This is a genomic window from Acidimicrobiales bacterium (assembly GCA_035540975.1).
GTDB lineage: Bacteria > Actinomycetota > Acidimicrobiia > Acidimicrobiales.
The window spans coordinates 1-17,338 of sequence record DATLFN010000106.1; the positions used below are offsets into that span (position 1 = coordinate 1).

Here is a 17,338-nt window from a genome sequence, read left to right on the forward strand (position 1 = left end):
TCCCCGCCCTCGTCCCCGTGCCCGCCGGGCCGGCCCCGCCGGGCCCCGACCCGGCCGCGGTGGTGCCAGCCGTTCTCTTCCCACCGCCACCGGTGACGGCCGGCGTCACCGTCGACCCGGCGGGCGGGGCGTGGCTGCGCGACCGGGCGGCCGCCGCCCTGGCCCGGATCTCGTACCCGTGGCCGTCGCTCGGCTACGAGATCGCCTTCCACCCGGCCCGTCCGGGCCTACGGGCCCGGACGCTTCTGCACGAGCGCCGCATCGACGTGTACGCCCGGGCCTCGGACCCGGTGGACCAGACGGCGTTCGACGTCGCCCACGAGGTCGCCCACGCCTTCGACTTCTCCCGGGGCACGTGGGCGGACCGTGAACGGTGGCAGGCCGCCCGGGGGCTCGACCCCGCCCTGGCCTGGTTCGGGTGCAACGCCTGCGCCGACCTGGCGACGCCGGCGGGCGACTTCGCCGAGAGCTTCGCCGCCTGGCAGGTTCCGGGCGGCGACTTCGCCAGCACGCTGGGGCCGCCACCCGACGACTCGCAGCGAGCGCTGATCGCCGGGCTCACGGCCCGGTAGCGCACAGCGGCACCCGGGCGCCGCCCGCGCACGGGGGCGACCGGTGGAAACCGGGGAGGCGGAGGAGGCGGGGTGTGCCATCGTGGCAGCCGCCTCGAAGGGGGGTCTGCGGCAGGTGCTCGCCCGGCTTCGCCAGCGCCAGGAGTGGAAGTTCTTCAGCGTGCTGCCCAGGGCCGACCCGCGCCTGGCCGCCGCCTGGTGGGCCACGCTCGTGCTGCGGGGCGTCCTCCCCGCCGTGTTCGCCGTCGCCGTGGGGGTGCTCGTGGGGGCCGTGGAGGACGGCGGCTCGCTGGCCGCCCCCCTGGTGTTCGCGGGCGCCGTGTTCGTGGTGCTCCAAGTCGTGTCACCGCTCCAGCAGGCCCTGAGCTCCAACCTCGGCAGCCGGGTGGCCGCGTGGCTGTACGACCGCCTCACCGACGCCTGCGTCGAGCCGCCCGGCATCGGCCACCTCGAGGACCCCACGCTCGTGGGCGACCTCACCGTCGCCCGGGAGTTCGACTACGGGATGACCGGCCCGCCGATGCACTTCAACGTGGGCTTCATCGCCGGCGGGCTGGTGGAGCTGATCGCCGGGGTGGCCGCCGCCCTGGTCCTCTTCGGCTACGCCTGGTGGGCGCCGCTCGTGCTCGGCGGCGCGTGGGCGTCGACCCACTGGCTGCTCCGGGAGAGCTCGGTGTGGCGCGACCGCAACACCGCCGAGGTGAAGGCTGCCCAGCGCCACGCCGAGTACGCCTACCGCCTGGCCGTCGACCCTCCGGCGGCCAAGGAGCTGCGCCTGTTCGGCCTGGCCGACTGGACGATCGACCGGTTCCGCTCGCGCCGCCGTGAGCTGTTCGACCTGCAGTACCGGGCCACCAGGCTGCGCGAGAAGCCCGTGATCTGGTGCCTCCTGCTGATCGCGGCCGCCAACGTCGTGGTGTTCTGGTCCATGGCCGACGCGGCGGCCGACGGCCGGCTGGGGCTGGACCGGGCCGTGGTGTTCGCCCAGGTCGCGGTGCAGGTGAGCGCCATCGCCTTCGGCGGCCTGAACTGGGCCCTGGACGGCGCCGCCGCGCCCGTCGCCGCCGTCCTGAGGCTGGGCCCGGCCATGGGCCCAGCCGGCGCGCTGGCGGCGGCCACGTCGGCGACCCGCCGGGAGCCGGCCGCCGGCGCCCCCGTCTCCGGGATCCGCTTCCGGGACGTCACCTTCGCCTACCCCGGCGGCGGCCCCCCGGTCCTGGAGCACTTCGACCTCACCATCCCGGCCGGGTCGTCGATCGCCATCGTGGGCCAGAACGGCGCCGGCAAGACGACCCTCGCCAAGCTCTTGTGCCGCCTGTACGACCCCCAGGGCGGCGCCATCGAGGTGGACGGCGTCGACCTCCGGGACCTGGACGTGGACGCCTGGCGGCGCCGGGTCACGGCCGTGTTCCAGGACTTCGTGCGCTTCGAGCTGCCCCTGCGGGACAACGTGGCGCCGGCGGGCGCCGACGACGACGCCGTCCTCGCCGCCCTGGCCGAGGCCGGCGCGTCGGGGCTGGCCTCGCTCGACACTCCCCTCGCCAAGGGCTACGAGGGCGGGACGGAGCTGTCCGGCGGCCAGTGGCAGCGGGTCGCCCTGGCCCGGGCCCTCTGCGCCGTCCACCAGGGCGCCGGGCTGGTCCTGCTGGACGAGCCCACCGCCCAGCTCGACGTGCGGGGCGAGGCGGAGATCTTCGACCGGGTCCTGGCCGCCACCCGCAGGGCGACCACGGTCCTCGTGTCCCACCGCTTCTCCACCGTCCGCCACGCCGACCGCATCTGCGTGCTGGAGCACGGGGGGGTGGTCGAGCTGGGCCCCCACGACGAGCTCGTGGCGCTGGGCGGCCGCTACCGCACGATGTTCGACCTCCAGGCCTCGCGGTTCGAGGGCACCGACGAGGAGGGAGCGGCGTATGAAGCCCTCGGCTGACGGGTCGCCCGCCGACCGGCGGGCGCCCGAGGTCGACGACCTCCCCCCCGCCCTCCGGTCCATGGGCCGGATGCTCGGCATCGGCTGGCGCCACGAGCGCGCCCTGCTCGTGGCGTCGCTCGCCCTCGCCCTCCTGGCGGCGCTGCCCGACGCGCTCATGGCCCTGTGGCTGAAGCTGCTGGGCGAGGGCGTGCTGGAGGGCGAGCGCCGGCTGGTCACGCTCTCCGCCCTCGGGCTCGGCGGCTCGGCCACCGGCATGTGGTTCCTGCGGGTCGTGGGCGTCCGGGTCCAGCGGCGCTTCCGCGACCGGATCACCATCGTGCTGGAGACCCACGTCGCCCGGCTCCAGGCGTCGGTGGCGACCATCGCCCACCAGGAGCGCCCGGAGCTCCTCGACCGCCTGGCCGTCCTCCGCAACCACGTGTTCGTGCTGGACCATCTCTACATGTCGCTGTTCACCACGGCCGGGTGGGTCCTGCGGCTCGCCGTGACCATCGCCCTGCTCGTGTCCATCCACCCGGCGCTGGCGCTCCTGGCCGTGTTCGCCCTGCCCACCGTGGCGTCGTCGACGTGGCGGCCCGGGATCGAGCGCCGGGTGGAGGAGCGGGCGGCGCCGTTCGACCGGCTGGCCCGCCACCTGTTCCTCACCGCCACCACGGCGGCGCCCGGCAAGGAGGTGCGCGTCGCCGGCATCGGGCCCCGGCTGGCGACCCGGCGGCGGGAGGAATGGGAGCGCTGGTACGGCCCCGTCGGCGCGGCGCGGTGGAGGAGCGCCCTGTGGCACGCCGCCGCTTGGGCGGTGTTCGGCGGCGCCTACGTGGGCGCCGTCGTGTTCGTGGCGTCGGGGATCGAAGCCCCGCCCGGCGACGTCCTGCTGGTGCTCGCCGCCGGCTCCCGGCTGTCGTCCTACGTCAGCGCCACGGTGGGCGAGATCGGCTTCCTGCGCGGCATCTGGCTGGACGGATCCCGGCGGCTGGCGTGGCTGGAGGACTACGCGGCGTCGTCGCGGGCGGCAGCCGACCAACCCGTGCCCGAACGGCTCACCACCGGCATCGCGCTCGAGCACGTCTCGTTCGCCTACCCGGGCGCCGACCGGCTGGTCCTCGACGACGTGTCGCTGACCCTGCCCGCCGGTGCCGTGGTCGCCGTGGTGGGCGAGAACGGCGCCGGCAAGAGCACCCTGGTCAAGCTCCTGTGCAAGCTCTACGAGCCGGCGTCGGGTCGCATCCTGGTGGACGGGGCGCCGCTGGCGGGCATGGCGGCCGAAGAGTGGCGGTCCCGCCTGGCCGGCGCCTTCCAGGACTTCTTCCGCTTCGAGCTCCCCGCCCGCCGGTCGGTGGGCGTGGGCGACGTGCCCCGTCTCGACGACGAGCCGGCCGTGGTGCGGGCGGTGGAGGAGGCGGGCGCCGCCGACGACGTGGCCCGCCTCGCCGGCGGCCTCGACACCCAGCTGGGGCCCACGTGGCCGGGCGGCGTCGAGGTGTCGTTCGGCCAGTGGCAGAAGCTGGCGCTGGCCCGCGGCTTCATGCGCGAGGAGCCGCTCCTGCTCGTCCTCGACGAGCCGACGGCGGCGCTCGACGCCGAGACGGAGCACGCCCTGTTCGAGCGTTACGCGGCGGCGACCCGGCGGCGGGGCCCCGGCGACGGGGCGGGGGCGATCACCATCCTCGTCTCCCACCGCTTCAGCACCGTGCGGATGGCCGATCTCATCGTCGTGCTCGACGGCTCCCGCCTGGTCGAGTTCGGCAGCCACGCCCAGTTGATGGCCCGGGGCGGCCAGTACGCCGAGCTGTACGGCATCCAGGCCAGCGCCTACCGCTGAGCCCGCCTCCCGCCTTCCGACTTCCGACCTCCCGCCGCCGGTCGCCGAGGCATAACGTCGGCCCCATGGCCCACACCGGGCACCCCGGGCACGGGTTCGCCGCCCCCCACCCTTGCCGAGACAGGGGCCGTCGGTAGTGGGGCCGGGCAGCGCACCGTGGACGGCGGCGGCGGACGCCGAGCTCGAGATCGTCCTGCGCCGGCGGGGCGGCGGCACCGCCGCCGTCGACCTGCGCTTCAGCCCGGCCGGGAGCGACGGCGACGTCCGCCTGGCCGAGGACGTGCCCGTCGACCTCGGCGACGTGCCCGCGCCCGAGTCCGTGGCCCTCGGGACCGAGGAGTACGGGCTGGCCCTCACCCGCCGACTGTTCGCATCCGACGTCGGTGCCGCGTTCGCACGAGCGCGCCAGGAGGCGGAGACCAACGGCGTGCCGCTGCGGGTACGGCTCTTCGTCGCCGCCAGCGCCGATCCGCTGCACCAGCTGCGCTGGGAGACGCTCCGGGACCCCGACACCGGCGACCGGCTGCTCACCAACGAGAACATCCTGTTCTCGCGTTACCTGAGCACGGCCGACTGGCGGCGGGTGACCCCGGCCCCTCGGGCCGGCCTCGACGCGGTGGTGGCCGTCGCCGACCCGCGCGGCATCGAGTCGTGGGGCAACCCGCCGCTGGCGCCGGTCGACGTCGCCGGCGAGCTGGGGCGGGCCCGGGCCAGCCTGCGCGGGATGCGCCTGGTGGAGCTGGCGTCGGCGGGGACGGCCGGCCTCGACTCCATCGTCGACGCCCTCCGGGCCAGGCCCGACGTCTTCTACCTCGTGTGCCACGGGTTCGTCGCCTCGGGCGAGCCCCAGCTCCTGCTGGAAGCGGCGGACGGGTCCGTGGTGCGGGTGCCCGGTGCCGACCTGGTCGCCCGCCTGCGGGAGCTGCCCCGCCTGCCCCGGCTGGTGGTCCTGGCGTCGTGCCAGAGCGGGCACGGCGGCACGGCGGCCGACGGCGGCGCCCTGGCCGGCCTCGGTCCCCGCCTGGCCGACATCGGCGTCCCCGCCGTCGTCGCCATGCAGGGCAACGTCACCATGGCGACGGTGGAGCGCTTCATGCCCGCCTTCTTCGCCGAGCTGGGCAGCGACGGCCAGATCGACCGGGCCGTCGCCGTCGCCCGGGGCAAGGTCCGGGGAAACGCGGACTGGTGGATGCCGGTGCTCTACATGCGGCTCAAGAGCGGGCGCCTGTGGTACGTGCCCGACGAGGAGCGGGGGACCGCACCGTCGGAGGAGGCTCGGCCCCGGCCGCGGTGGGCGGTCTCGGCGCCGGCGGACCTGGCGTGCTTCGTCACGCCCGACGCCCGGCGCTGGCTCACGCTCGGGCGCCCGAGCTACGACCTCGACGAGCGTCCCGATGCCCGGCTGGAGACGGTGAGGGCCGTCTACGACGCCCTCTCCAGGCGGGAGCTGACCTTCGCCGGCCGGCCCCACGGGGAGGACGACCCGCTCCGGGAGGTCCGGACGTCGGAACAGCTCCTCGGGGCGGGCCAGGCCGGCGACGCCCTCGACCTGACGGTGCTGTTCGCCGGCCTCGCCCTGGGCAACGGCCTGCTGCCCGTGGTGGTGGCGTTCGACGACCACGCCGTCGCCCTCGTGTCGCTGTCCCGCGGTGCGGCGGACGTGCACGCCAGCGCCGACCGTGGGCTGTTCCCGGACGGGGTCCTCACCGGCCGCAGCGGGCTCGAGAGCCTGGTGGAGCAGGTCGACTCGGGGAGCTACGTCGCCGTCGAGTGCACCGGGTTCGCCCGGCTGGCCCACGCCGCCGACGCCCACGCCGGACAAGGCGGCGACGGCGGGCACCTGACGTTCGAGAAGGCCCGCACGGCGGGGCGGAGGGCGCTCGACGAGCGGGCGCAGCGCTTCCGGTTCGCCCTCGACGTCGGCTGGCTGCACCACCAGGAGCGCAAGGTGCCCCTCGTCGACGCCCCGCCCGAGCCGGCGCCGGCCGCCGTGGTGCCGCGCGAGGCCAAGGCGCCCCCCGCCACCTTCCGCGGGCGCGACCGCGAGCTGGAACAGGTGCGCCAGGCCGTGCTCCCGACCGACGACCGCCGGGTCGCCGTCGTCTCCGGGATGCCCGGCGTGGGCAAGTCGGCGCTCGTGGAGGCCTTCGCCGCCAGCCCCGAGGTGGAGGCGGCCTTCCCCGACGGCACCGTCTACTTCGACCTCAACGCCACCGACGTCATGACGGCGCTGGAGCACGTCGCCCGCGTGTTCGGCCGCAGCGTGGCGGACCACGACGTGGTGACCTCACGGGTGTCCATGGTCCGCTCGCTGCTCCAGGGCCGGCGGGCCCGGCTGCTCGTCCTCGTCGACGACGCCGCCGACTGCGAGACGGTGGACCTGTTCCGCTTCCGCGACTGCGGCCTGGTGGTGACCACCGTCGACGAGCAGCTGGCTGACGAGCCGGGGACCCGCCACGTCCCCCTCGGCCCGCTGTCGGACGACGCCGCCGTGTCGCTGCTGCGCCACCTGGTCGGCGACGTGCTGGGCCCGAAGGGGGCCGCCGCGCTGCCCCGGATGGCGGCGCTGCTCGGCCGGATGCCCCTCGCCCTGGAGCTGGCCGCCCGCCTCGTCGCCAAGGAGCTCGAGGCGGGCGTGACGATCGACGACGTGTTGAGCGACCTGGAGTCGCGCCGCCTCGACCTCGGGCCGCGCGACCGTCCCGTGCGCGCCATCTTCGACACCACCTACGAGCGGGCCCTCGACGACCGCCGGCGGGACCGCTTCGCCGCGCTCGGCGCGTTCGCTCCGGGGGGCCTCACGCTCGCGGCGGTGGCGGCGGCGTGGGGCGTCGACCCGGCGACCGCCTCGCGCGACCTGCGGGCCCTCACCGAGCTCTCGCTGGTGGACGAGCCGGGTCGCGCCGTGTTCGAGCTCCAGCCGCTCGTCCGCGACTACGCCGTGTCGAAGTTCGACGCCCTGGCCCCCGAGGTGCGCCTGGCCGTCCACGGCCGGGTCGCCGAGCACTTCCGGCAGTGGCTGCGGGCGTACGAGGAGACCAACCAGGAGCAGACGCTGTGCTGGTACCGATTCGAGCAGCCGGACTGGCAGGAGTCCAAGGCCCGCTACCTGTTCCACCTGTCCCGGCTGGAGGACCGCGTCGCCGCCCGCCTCGCCTACACCGGCCTGTTCTTCGACGCCTTCTGGTGGTGGGGCTCCTACGTCCGCTTCGAGTACGGCGACCGTCTCCTGGTGGAGTGGGCGCGCGACCGGTGCGAGGACGCCGAGGACCGCCGGTGGTACGAGGCCATGACGGGCTTCGCCCGCGCCTACCCGCTCGGGCCCGACAAGCGGGGCCGGGGCGACTGGTCGTCGGCCCTCCGTCGCCTGCTGGACGCCCGTGCGCTCGCCGGCCTCGACGACTCCGGCGCGGGGGTGGGCGGCGAGGACCGGCGCCACGTCCGCGCCATCACCGCCCAGTTCGTCGGGCAGTGCCACCGCTACCTGGACCGGTTCGACGACGCGGCGGCGAGCTACCGGGAGTCGCTGGACCTGCTCGGGCAGGGCGGTGAGTGGTGGGAGGTCGCGTGGGGCCGCTACGCCTGGGCCGACCTCGAGCTCGACCGCGGGCGCCTCGACGAAGCCGAGGCGCAGTGGCGGGGGGCGCTGGCCACCGACCTCGAGCACCCCCGGCGGGAGCTCGACGTGGAGCTGCGCGCCAACCTCTACCGCATCGAGGCCGACGTCGAGTGGGAGCGCGGGGCCCCGGCCGCCGCCTTCGGGCGGTACGCGGCGGCCACCTTCTACGCCTACCGGCTCCAGAGCTCGGCCCACCCACCCGACATCTACGCGTTGACGCTGTACCGGGAGATGAAGCGCCGCGTCGCCGCCCGCCTCGGCCAGCTGGTGTCGTCGGGCCGCGGCGAGGAAGCCGACGCCGGCCTGGCGGCGGTGGCCCGCTTCTGGGAGCCGTTCTGGCGGGCCGCCGGGGCCGAGCCGCCGGTGGCGCCCGCCGCCGCGTCGGTCGCCGACCGGCTGGGCGAGGTGGTCGACGCCCTGCTGGCGCCCGAGCCGTCGGAACGCAAGCTCACGAGCGGCAACACGCGGTACCGCCGCCAGTTCGCCCGCGAGGCGGAGACCCTCACGGCGGCCATGGCGGCCGACCTCGACCGGGAGGCGTGGCCGGCCGCCGGCGCCTGACCGCCGGCGGACACCGGGCGTTGCGGGGAAGCGGGAGTGGGGTCAGCGGGCGGTCCGCAGCCGGACGGCGGGGTCGCCCAGCAGGACGAAGTTCTGGGCGTCGTTGCGCTCGGTCCACAGGGCGGCCAGCTTGGACGGCGCCACGTTCAGCCCGTACTCCATCTCCCGCAGCAGCGACGCCAGGTTGGTGGACAGGGCGGCGTACTTGTCGTTGAAGTCGCCCAGGGCCGCGCCGACCGGTCGCCCGACGACGATCTGGCCGAGGGCGTTCTCGAACGCCTGGAGGTTGACGCCGGCCCGATCGGTGATCGAGTACCCCCACGCCCGCTCCACGTGGCCGATGACGGCGAGGGCCGAACCCCGCTCGGCGGCCAGGAGGGCGTTGGGCAGGGCGGCGACGAAGGGCTCGTCGGCGATCCTCGGTCGCTCGCCGCCGGCCAGCGACGGGAACTCGTCCCGGTCGGGTGTGCCCGCGCCGTAGCAGGCGAAGAAGAAGGCGACCATCCCGTGGACGTCGGCGTCCTCCACGTCGGCGGCGGTGACGGTCTGGTTGGCGACGTCGACCGGTCCCCCCGTCCAGTCCTGGCAAAGCAGCGCCCCGTGCTGCGCCCGCTGGCGCGGGTCACCGGGCGGCAGGCCGCCGAGGCCGTGGGTGGCGGTGAACAGGAGCGACGGCCGCCGGCCGCCGGCGGTGCCCCTGCCCGAGAGGACGTCCAGCAGCGCGTCCCGCCGGGCAGCGTCGCCCACCGTCGACGAGCACGTGCCGCCGTAGCGCTCGACGATCGGCGCCTTGCCCTCGTAGCCACCGGCCAGGGGCCCGACCAGCAGGGACGAGCTCATGTTCGTGGCGCGGTCCCCCAGGTGGTTCGTCCCGAAGAACACGGCGTGGGGCGGCACCGTGGCGGGAGGCGCCTCCTCGTGGGCGACCACGCTCTCGGCGTAGCGGCGGTAGTGGTCGGGCTCGTCGAAGCACAGCCGGCCCACGCTGTACTCGCCGTCGAGCAGGTACTGGAACTCGAAGGGGATCCGCGTCGGCGGCCCCACCAGCAGCACGTAGTACGGCACCCGGGTCGGTTCGGGTGACCCCGGGTGGGCCCCGTTGCGCCCGAGCCACGACAAGAAGTCCTCGCCCGGGCGGTGGTCGAGGACCTTGAACCGGTCCTCCTTCACCTGGGCCCGGCGGTGCTCGAGCAGCGGCGCGACGGCCCGGCGGACGGCGTCGTCCTCCTCGACGGAGAACACGGCGCACCACCCGGCGCTGGCGACGTCGAGAGGGTCGACGTCGAACGGGAGACCGAACGTCGGCGACCGGTCCCCGCGCATCTCCAGGTACCGCTCCCGGCGCTCGTCGCCGGGGACGGCGAGCAGGAGCTCGCCCAGCCGGTCGAGCTCGACGGCGGCCACGTACTCGCCCGTGTCGGGGTTGATCCCGTTGCCGAGGATCCGCTCACCCACCGCCGCCCCCGGTTCGATCGGGCACGGGGCGTTCGCCGGGAGCGGGCGGGCCGACTAGTCGACCGCCCACACGGAGACGGCGACCGTCGCCTTCCCCGGGGCCGTCGCCTTCAGCACCACCCGGGCCGAGCCGCCGGCGTCGGTGACCTCGGGATCGTGGAAGCCGCGGGCGTAGCTCCCCTGGGCCTGGGGATTCGGGCCCTGGACCACCACGGAGGCGATCCTGGAGACGGGCACGCCGGCCAGGTCGTTGTAGCCGTTGCCGTTGGCGTCCAGCTGGATGGTCAACGTGTGGTTCGTCATGCCTTCCTCCGGGAAGTGCTGGGGCGGGGCGGGTGGGGGGAGGGGATCGGCGGCCTCGGTGTCGAACCCGGCGTCGACGTAGGCGGGGATGCCGTAGCCGACGATGCCGACCTTGCGCCGCCGGCGCATCACCTTGCCGCCGGTGCGGCCGCCCTTCTCGTCGGTGTTCCCCTCGATGGTCTCGATGCTCCCGTCGCCGGAGACGGCCGTGACCACCCCCACGTGGGAGATGCGGTCGACGCCGTCGCCGGGGAAGTCGAAGAACACCACGTGGCCCCGGGCCGGGTCGGTTGTCCAGCGACCCTGCTTCTTGAACCACTGGGCGCCGGACGGGGTGTAGGCGAAGCCCTTCGACGTGCTCGCCGCCAGCGGGTTCCCCTCCATGGCGAAGCACCAGCTCACGAACATGGCGCACCACGGGCCGACCAGCCCGTACCACTCCGTGTACGGGGTGCGGTTGCTCCCGGGCGGCGACTCCTCCACGCCGACCTGGGTCTCGAAGCGGGCGATCACGCGGTCGATCTGCGATCCCGGGATGCGGAAGCTCGGAGGAGGCTGCTGGTCGGGCTGGTCCTCGGGATCGCCGTCCTGGAGGGCGTTGTCGCCCTCGGCCAGCAGGTCGGCCTCGATCTTGAGGGCCTGCTCGTCGCCGCTCGCGTCGTGGAGGCGGTCGACCGGCTGGTCGCTGGCTTCGCTCATCGCTCCCCCTCGAGCACCCTCGCCGCGGGACCCAAGCGGAACATGCCCCTCTCGTCGTGTCAAGACCCTTTGGCGGCTCCCGATCGCTTTGTCGCGAAGGGCTGGACATGCCCGATCCCCGGCGCGACCCTTCCGGGAGACGACCGACGACCGGAGGCGGGCGCCATGGATGACCGCGTCGAGGTGCGGGCCGGGGACGTGCTGCTCTTCCGGGGCGGCGGCTTCGTCTCGTGGGCGATCAGGGCGTTCGACGGGACCGACGTGAACCACGCGGCCATCGCCCTGGACTCCACGACCCTGGGGGAGGCCGGTGGCCGTGGCCTCCAACGGACGCTCATCGAGACGGCGACCAAGTCGAACCGGTACATGCGGGTGCGGCGCCACACCGACCCCGATCCGGGACCGGTCCTCACGGTGGCGTCGACCTACCTCGACGAGGGTCGCCCCTACGCCTATCAACAGATCGTCCTCCTGGCCCTGCTGGCGAGCACGCGCAGGCTGCGGCTCACCGGCATCGCCAGGAGGATGCTCCGCTCGGTCCTCGACCATGGCGCAGCGGCGTTGAACGCCTTCGTCGACCGCGGCGGGGCCCGGTCCATGATCTGCTCGGAGTTCGTCTACCGGGTGTACGCCGAGGCGGTGGCCGACCCGGCCGACCGCTACCGGCTCCTCATCCCCGTCGGTGACACCGCCTTCGACGCCGAGGCGACGAGCCTGGCCGAGTGGGCCCTCGTCCAACCCGACGACGTGCTGGAGTCGGCGGCGGCCGAGCCGGTGAGCTTCGGGGCGCCGTCGGCGGGCGACCCGGCGCTGGCCGACGAGCGGGCCGAGCTGGAGCTGGCGCCGATCCTGGCGGCGTGGGCGGTGGAGAGCGGCAGGGCCGGTGGCGAGGACATGCCGCCGCTGCCGCCGCCGTCCTTCTCGCCCGACGTGGGCGCCGGACCGACGGACGAGGAGCTGGTGGGCTCGCTCGTCGGCTTCGGTGCGGCGCTGGCGGACGCCACCTCCGACGGACCGCCGGCGTTCGGTCTCAGCGCCGCCACGGTCGGGCCCGCCGCGGCACGAGGGCTCATCACCGGGCTCCTCCGCCCCGCCATCGAGGCGAACTTCGTCACCCCCGGCGACCTGCTGGCGTCGCCCACGCTCATCGACGTCGGGACCGTCCGCCGCGGCTGAGCCGCCGAGCGGCGCCGGCGGCGGCGCGCCGCCACCCGGCAGCCGAGTGGGCCGGCACCGGGCCGGCCCACTCGTCCGCTCCGCGGGGCGCCGCCGCCCCGCCGACTACTTGAGGCCGACGGTGGCGACCAGCTCCTCGCGGTCCATCGACGAGCGGCCCGGGATCTCCTGCTCCTTGGCCAGCGCCTTGAGCTCCTCGGTCGTGAGGTGCTCCTTGTCGGCTGCCGTCGGCGCGCCCAGCTCGGCCTTGCGGGCCTCCAGGCGGTCGCCCAGCTCGGCCAGCGCCGAGGTGTCCAGCGCCTTGCGCAGCAGCGGCCAGAGCTCGCTCTCCTCCTCCTCGGCGTGGTGCTCGACGTTCTCGATCATCACCTTCATCTTGGCGGCCCACGTCTCGTCCTCGGGCGAGATGGCCTTGACCTCCTCGCCCAGCTGCTTGACGACGTGGTGCTCCTCGATGCCCTCGGTGACGAGGTCGTGGATCTCCTCCGACGCCTCGCTGACCGTCGGGTAGAAGATCTCCTCCTCGATGGTGGCGTGGACCTCGAGCTCGGCGAGGATCGTGGAGGCGAGCTCCGTCATCTGCGCCGTGTCGCCGCTCTCCTCGGCGCTCTGGAACCGCGTGAACAGGCCCCGGGCCCGGTTGTGGTCGGCGGTGAGAAGCGATAGTGCGTCCATGTCGGTCGTCTCCTTCTGGGTCGAATTCCCCGCTCGCCCGGCCCTCGGTGCTGGAGGTGCCGAACGGAGCGTCGACCTCAACGGTTCCCGATTCCGCGCGGCCCGGAAACACGTGGCGCCGGCTCAGCCCTCGACGGTGAGGTCCCGCAGGTAGAACCAGTACGTCCGCTTGCGGCACACCCCCCACAGCGCCCACAGGGCCCGGAACATCTCCCACGACCGGCGGGTGCCCTCCCACCACCCGAACTTCTCCCGTTTGGTGCGGTGGGTGACGCCGTGCATCACCCGGGCCGTGCACGGCATGCGAGCCTCGGTGACGACCTCGTTGAGCATGATCTCGATGAGATAGCCCTGCCGCTTGTGCGGCGGTACCGCATCGAACACCCAGCGGGGCACGACGCGCTCCCCCGACGTCGGCGGGAACCGGAGGACCAGCGGGTTCCAGATCCCGTAGTCGAAGATGCCGAGCGACATGGTCGCCCGCCCCTCCACGTACGGGCGGCAGATGGCGTCGAGGTGGTCGCTGGTGAGGCCGACGAGGTCGGCGTCGACGAAGAGGATGGCGTCGGCGTCGCTCAGCTCGACGCCCGCCTCCATGGCGAGTGCCTTGGAGCCGCCGTCCCCACCGGGGCGCGAGCCCGGGCGGCGCAGCACCTTGGCGCCGGCGGCAAGGGCCCGCTCGGTGGTGGCGTCGCTCGACCCGTCGTCCACCACGATGACCTCGCGCACGTGCCGGCACCTCCGGCAGGCGGCGACGACGGCGCCCACGGTGGAGGCCTCGTCCCTCGCCGGGATGACGGCGTCGATGGTCGATTCACGGCGCAGGCGCACGGCTCCCACGGGGCGGCGGCGTCACCGGGGACGTCCCGCCGCGCCTCCGCCGCACGCCACGTTAGGAGACCGGTGCCGGGCCCGGCTCGGGCCCGCCTCCCCACCTGTCGCGGAAACGACCCGCACGCCCGGCAAAGAGCTCCGGCGGCAGAAGGGGGCGCATAGCGCCCCTTTCCGCCGCCAGAACGGGCCGGAGTGATGCGGGTCGTTTCCACCACAGGTTCGCCCCTTGCGGCGTCAGGGGACGACGACCACCGTGCCGCCCTCGTAGGCGTAGGAGCCGTCGCCGTCCGGAGGGGCGACGCCGGGGCCGACCGCCGAGACCGACGCGCCGGGCGCCAGCGTGCGCACGGACGGGTCGGAGACGACCAGCTCCCGCCAGGGCGTCCCGTCCCTCGTGATCCGCACGGTGGCCCGCAGGCCGCCGGGCAGATCGAGCGGTACGGCGGAACTGTTGTGCAACCGGGCCGAGGCCCGGCCGTCGAACGGCGACCACCCGACCGTGAACCCCAGCCGCTCGGGCGAGGCGCCCTGGCGGAGCGCCGAACCGGCCTCCGTCACGGTGCCGCCCTGGAGGGTGACGAAGGCGCCGTTGTCCGACGGCTCGGCGTAGGTGCCGGGGTGGAGCGACTCGCCCTGGCCGGCGCCGCCCACCATGGCGGCCACCGGGGCGCGGAGGCGCCGCCCGGCCATGGACCCCTCGAAGGCGGCGGGGCCGAAGGCGAACACGCCGCCGTCGGCCGCCACCAGCCGGTAGCCGCCTCCGCCGGCGAGCCACACGCCGACGACGGGCGCCGCCAGCGGGCGGCCCGCCAGCGAGCCGGCGGCCGTCACCGTCCCGAACGGGACGACGCCGCCGGCGGCGGTCGCGACCACGTACCCCGTCCCGTCGGGGGTGGCCGCCATCCCGACGACGGGCGAGCCGCCGGTGCGGCCGGCGGCCGAGCCGAGGAAGGCGGCGTCGCCGAAGGCGAACACCGACCCGTCGGCGGCCGCCACCCAGTAGCCGCGGCCGGTCGGGGTGGCGGCGATGCCCACGACGACGGGGCGAGGCGACAGGGAGGCCGCCGACCCCGCGAACCGCGCGTCGCCGAAGGCGAAGACGCCGCCGTCGCCGGCCACCAGCCAGTAGCCGGCTCCCGTCGGCGTCGCCGCCATGCCGACCACCGGAGCGTTCAGGCGCAGGCCGCCGGTCGACCCCGCGAACCGGGCGTCGCCGTAGGCGAAGACCCCGCCGTCGCCGGCGACCAGCCAGTAGCCGTCACCGGCGGGCGTGGCGGCGCCGCCCACCACAGGCGACGCCAGCCGCACGGCACCCGCCGAGCCCCGGAAGGCGGCCGGTCCGAAGGCGAACACACCGCCGTCGGCGGCGAGGAGCCGGTAGCCGTCGCCCGCCGCCTGGGCGCGGGCGGACGGGGAAGCCGGCCCCATCCCGGCGGCCACCACCGCCGCGGCCAGCACCGCCCGCCGGACCGCCGATCGTGCTCCCACCGTGTTCCCCCCGCGTGCGCCCTGCCCCGCAAAGGTACCGCCCGCCGGCGATCAGGCGGGCGCCGCCATCTTGGCGTGGTCCCACGAGACCACCCGCTCCACCTCGATGCGCACCGCCACCCGCTTGGCGCTCATCTTCTCCAGGCGCGGCCGGTCGGCCTCGGTGTACGGGCCCTGGTACCGGTCGAACACGCTCCGCCCGGCGGCCAGGACGGCCTCGCGGTCCTCCAGGATGACCCCGTGGCCGACCAGCTCCACGCCCTTGAGCTCGTCGTAGGACCGGCCCGACTCGGCCAGGCACGTCACGCGCGGATCGCGGCGCAGGTTCACCACCTTCTGGGACCGGGCGTACGTCCACAGCACGACCGACCCGTCCACCAGGCCGTACCAGAGGGTGACCAGGTGGGGCCGCCCGTCCCTGGCGATGGTGGCCACGTGGAGGTGGTGCGGCTCCCGGAGGAACTCCTCGACCTCGGCGTCGGTCAGGCGGATCTCGGCGCGCCGGCTCACCGCCCGAGGCTATTTCGGCCGCTCGGCCCGGAAGCGGGCTGGTCCGGACCTGTCGTCGGAACGACTCGAATCCGGGTCGTTCCCGCTACAGGTTGGGCAGGCCGGGCGAACCCGCCGGCCTAGGCGGAGATGAGGTCGCGGAGGCTCGAGCCCGAGAAGTCGCGGAGCTTGGCGATGGCCTTGCCCTCGATGTGGCGGATGCGCTCCCGGCTCACGCCGAAGCGCGCCGCCACCTCGGCCAGGGTGCGGGGCTCGCCCCGGTCGAGGCCGTAGCGCAGGGAGAGGATCTCCCGCTCCCGGGGGTCGAGCCGGGCCAGCAGCTCGGCGACCTGGGTGGGCAGCATGGTGGCCAGGGCGGCCTGGTCGGGCGACGGGGTGGCCGTGTCGACGACGAGCTCGCCCAGCTCGGTGTCGCCCGCCTCGCCGCGCGGCTCGGAGAGCGACACGGGGTCCACCAGGTACGGCAGCAGCTCCTCGATCTTCGAGATGGGCATGGCCAGCTGGTCGACCAGCTCGATCGGTGCCGGCGGGTGGCCGTGGGCCTGCTCGAACGCCACGACCGCCTTGCGCACCCGCAGCAGCTGGTCGACGGCATGGACGGGCAGGCGGATGGTGCGGCTGGTGTTGGCGATGCCCCGGGTGATGGCCTGGCGGACCCACCACGTCGCGTAGGTGGAGAACTTGAAGCCCCGGGTGGCGTCGAAGCGCTCGACGGCCCGGATGAGGCCCATGTTCCCCTCCTGGATGAGGTCGAGGAGGGGCAGGCCCGAGGCCCGGTACGTCTTGGCGATGGAGACCACGAGGCGCAGGTTCGACTTCACGAAGCGGGTGGACGCCTCGTCGCCCTCCTGGATGGCCCTGCGCAGCTCGATCTGGCGGTTCAGGGCGTCGTCGGTGCCCGATGCCAGCTCGGCGGCCGCCTCACGGCCGAGCCGGATCTTGCCGGCCAGCTCCGCCTCGTCCGCCTTGGTGAGGAGCGGGTGCCGGGCGATGTCGTTGAGGTACAGACGGACTCCGTCCTCCTCTCCGATCCGAGCACTCCGCTCGACAACCACCCCGACGTTCCCTCCCGTTCGAGTACCCCGCCCCACGAACTCGTTCTTCCAGCCTACCCCGATCCGGCGCCAATGCCACAGCAGCCGCGAACCGGCGCAGCAACCACCAAACCGCGCACGGCGACCAGCGGGCGGGCCGCCGAACCGGTACCGACACCAAAGAGGTACACCACCACCCGCGGCGTCACAAGGGGCCCCGGGTCATCCGGGGAGCTTGAGCAGTTCGGGGGCCACCGGGCAGCCGCCGGCGGAACCGGCGGCATCGGGCGGGCGGGGCCCGGCCGGCCCGATGACCCGGTCGACCAGGGCCAGGGGCACGACCTCGGTGCCGCGGTGCCAGGGCGGCGCCGGCCACCGCTCGAGGCGCGCCTCGAGCGCGGTCCACAAGGCGGCGGGCAGGGCCCGGCCCACCCCGGCCACGAGCCACACGGGGACGCCGGCGGCGCGCCCGACGGCGGCGGCGGCCAGCGATCCGGCCACCCCGGCGAAGCGCTCGGGCCCGGCGGCCGACGCCTCCAGCAGCACCAGCCCGGCCGACGCCACCGCCGCGCCCAGCCCGGCGTCGGGGACGTCGTCGGCCTCCGTGCCGGCGCCCTGAAGGTGGCGGACCACCCCGGCCGACTCGCCGCCCGCCGACAC

General features: G+C 75.0%; 13 protein-coding genes. 5 read left to right on the top strand and 8 right to left on the bottom strand.

Features of this window, described 5'->3' with window-relative positions; all coding sequences use genetic code 11:
• From VM242_11375 to VM242_11390, 4 genes are all read left to right on the top strand, one after another.
• On the top strand, nt 1-572 hold a 572-nt coding region (locus VM242_11375; GenBank protein HVM05763.1), incomplete at its 5' end, for a hypothetical protein.
• A 43-nt stretch (nt 573-615) separates the two neighbouring features.
• Nucleotides 616-2,502: an ABC transporter ATP-binding protein gene (locus VM242_11380; GenBank protein HVM05764.1), complete on the top strand. Its 1,887-nt coding sequence runs from the start codon at nt 616-618 to the stop codon at nt 2,500-2,502.
• The gene (locus tag VM242_11385) at nt 2,486-4,324 is read left to right on the top strand and encodes an ABC transporter ATP-binding protein (GenBank protein HVM05765.1); all 1,839 of its coding nucleotides are present in this window, start codon (nt 2,486-2,488) and stop codon (nt 4,322-4,324) included. The genes VM242_11380 and VM242_11385 overlap by 17 nt, the downstream gene beginning before the upstream one ends.
• A gap of 136 nt (nt 4,325-4,460) precedes the next feature.
• Nucleotides 4,461-8,504, top strand: coding sequence for a CHAT domain-containing protein (locus VM242_11390; GenBank protein ID HVM05766.1), 4,044 nt, complete (start codon nt 4,461-4,463; stop codon nt 8,502-8,504).
• 42 nt (nt 8,505-8,546) lie between these two features.
• Here the strand turns inward: VM242_11390 and VM242_11395 are convergent, their stop codons facing one another.
• Both VM242_11395 and VM242_11400 read right to left on the bottom strand, forming a co-directional pair.
• On the bottom strand, nt 8,547-9,959 hold the full coding sequence (locus tag VM242_11395) for a hypothetical protein (protein ID HVM05767.1): 1,413 nt from the start codon (nt 9,957-9,959) through the stop codon (nt 8,547-8,549).
• Nucleotides 9,960-10,013: 54 nt separating this feature from the next.
• Nucleotides 10,014-10,961 (bottom strand): CHAP domain-containing protein, encoded by a 948-nt coding sequence (locus VM242_11400; protein HVM05768.1) that lies wholly within the window; start codon nt 10,959-10,961, stop codon nt 10,014-10,016.
• A gap of 165 nt (nt 10,962-11,126) precedes the next feature.
• On the opposite strand from VM242_11400, the gene VM242_11405 reads away from it, so the two are divergent.
• A complete protein-coding gene (locus VM242_11405; GenBank protein ID HVM05769.1) occupies nt 11,127-12,137 on the top strand; it encodes a hypothetical protein in 1,011 nt (336 codons plus the stop codon).
• Between the two features lie 105 nt (nt 12,138-12,242).
• Here VM242_11405 and VM242_11410 read toward each other — a convergent pair whose 3' ends face one another.
• From VM242_11410 to VM242_11435, 6 genes are all read right to left on the bottom strand, one after another.
• A complete protein-coding gene (locus VM242_11410) occupies nt 12,243-12,812 on the bottom strand; it encodes a hemerythrin domain-containing protein (GenBank protein ID HVM05770.1) in 570 nt (189 codons plus the stop codon).
• Nucleotides 12,813-12,935: 123 nt separating this feature from the next.
• The gene (locus tag VM242_11415) at nt 12,936-13,643 is read right to left on the bottom strand and encodes a glycosyltransferase (GenBank protein HVM05771.1); all 708 of its coding nucleotides are present in this window, start codon (nt 13,641-13,643) and stop codon (nt 12,936-12,938) included.
• A gap of 237 nt (nt 13,644-13,880) precedes the next feature.
• Complete coding sequence (locus VM242_11420; protein ID HVM05772.1) at nt 13,881-15,134, bottom strand: hypothetical protein; 1,254 nt, start codon at nt 15,132-15,134, stop codon at nt 13,881-13,883.
• Nucleotides 15,135-15,185: 51 nt separating this feature from the next.
• The gene (locus VM242_11425) at nt 15,186-15,644 is read right to left on the bottom strand and encodes a TIGR03618 family F420-dependent PPOX class oxidoreductase (GenBank protein HVM05773.1); all 459 of its coding nucleotides are present in this window, start codon (nt 15,642-15,644) and stop codon (nt 15,186-15,188) included.
• Between the two features lie 119 nt (nt 15,645-15,763).
• Nucleotides 15,764-16,699 carry a sigma-70 family RNA polymerase sigma factor gene (locus VM242_11430; protein ID HVM05774.1) on the bottom strand — a complete coding sequence of 312 codons (936 nt, stop codon included), beginning with the start codon at nt 16,697-16,699 and terminating at the stop codon, nt 15,764-15,766.
• A gap of 201 nt (nt 16,700-16,900) precedes the next feature.
• Nucleotides 16,901-17,338 (bottom strand): hypothetical protein (locus tag VM242_11435; GenBank protein ID HVM05775.1); only part of this gene is annotated, 438 nt, incomplete at its 5' end.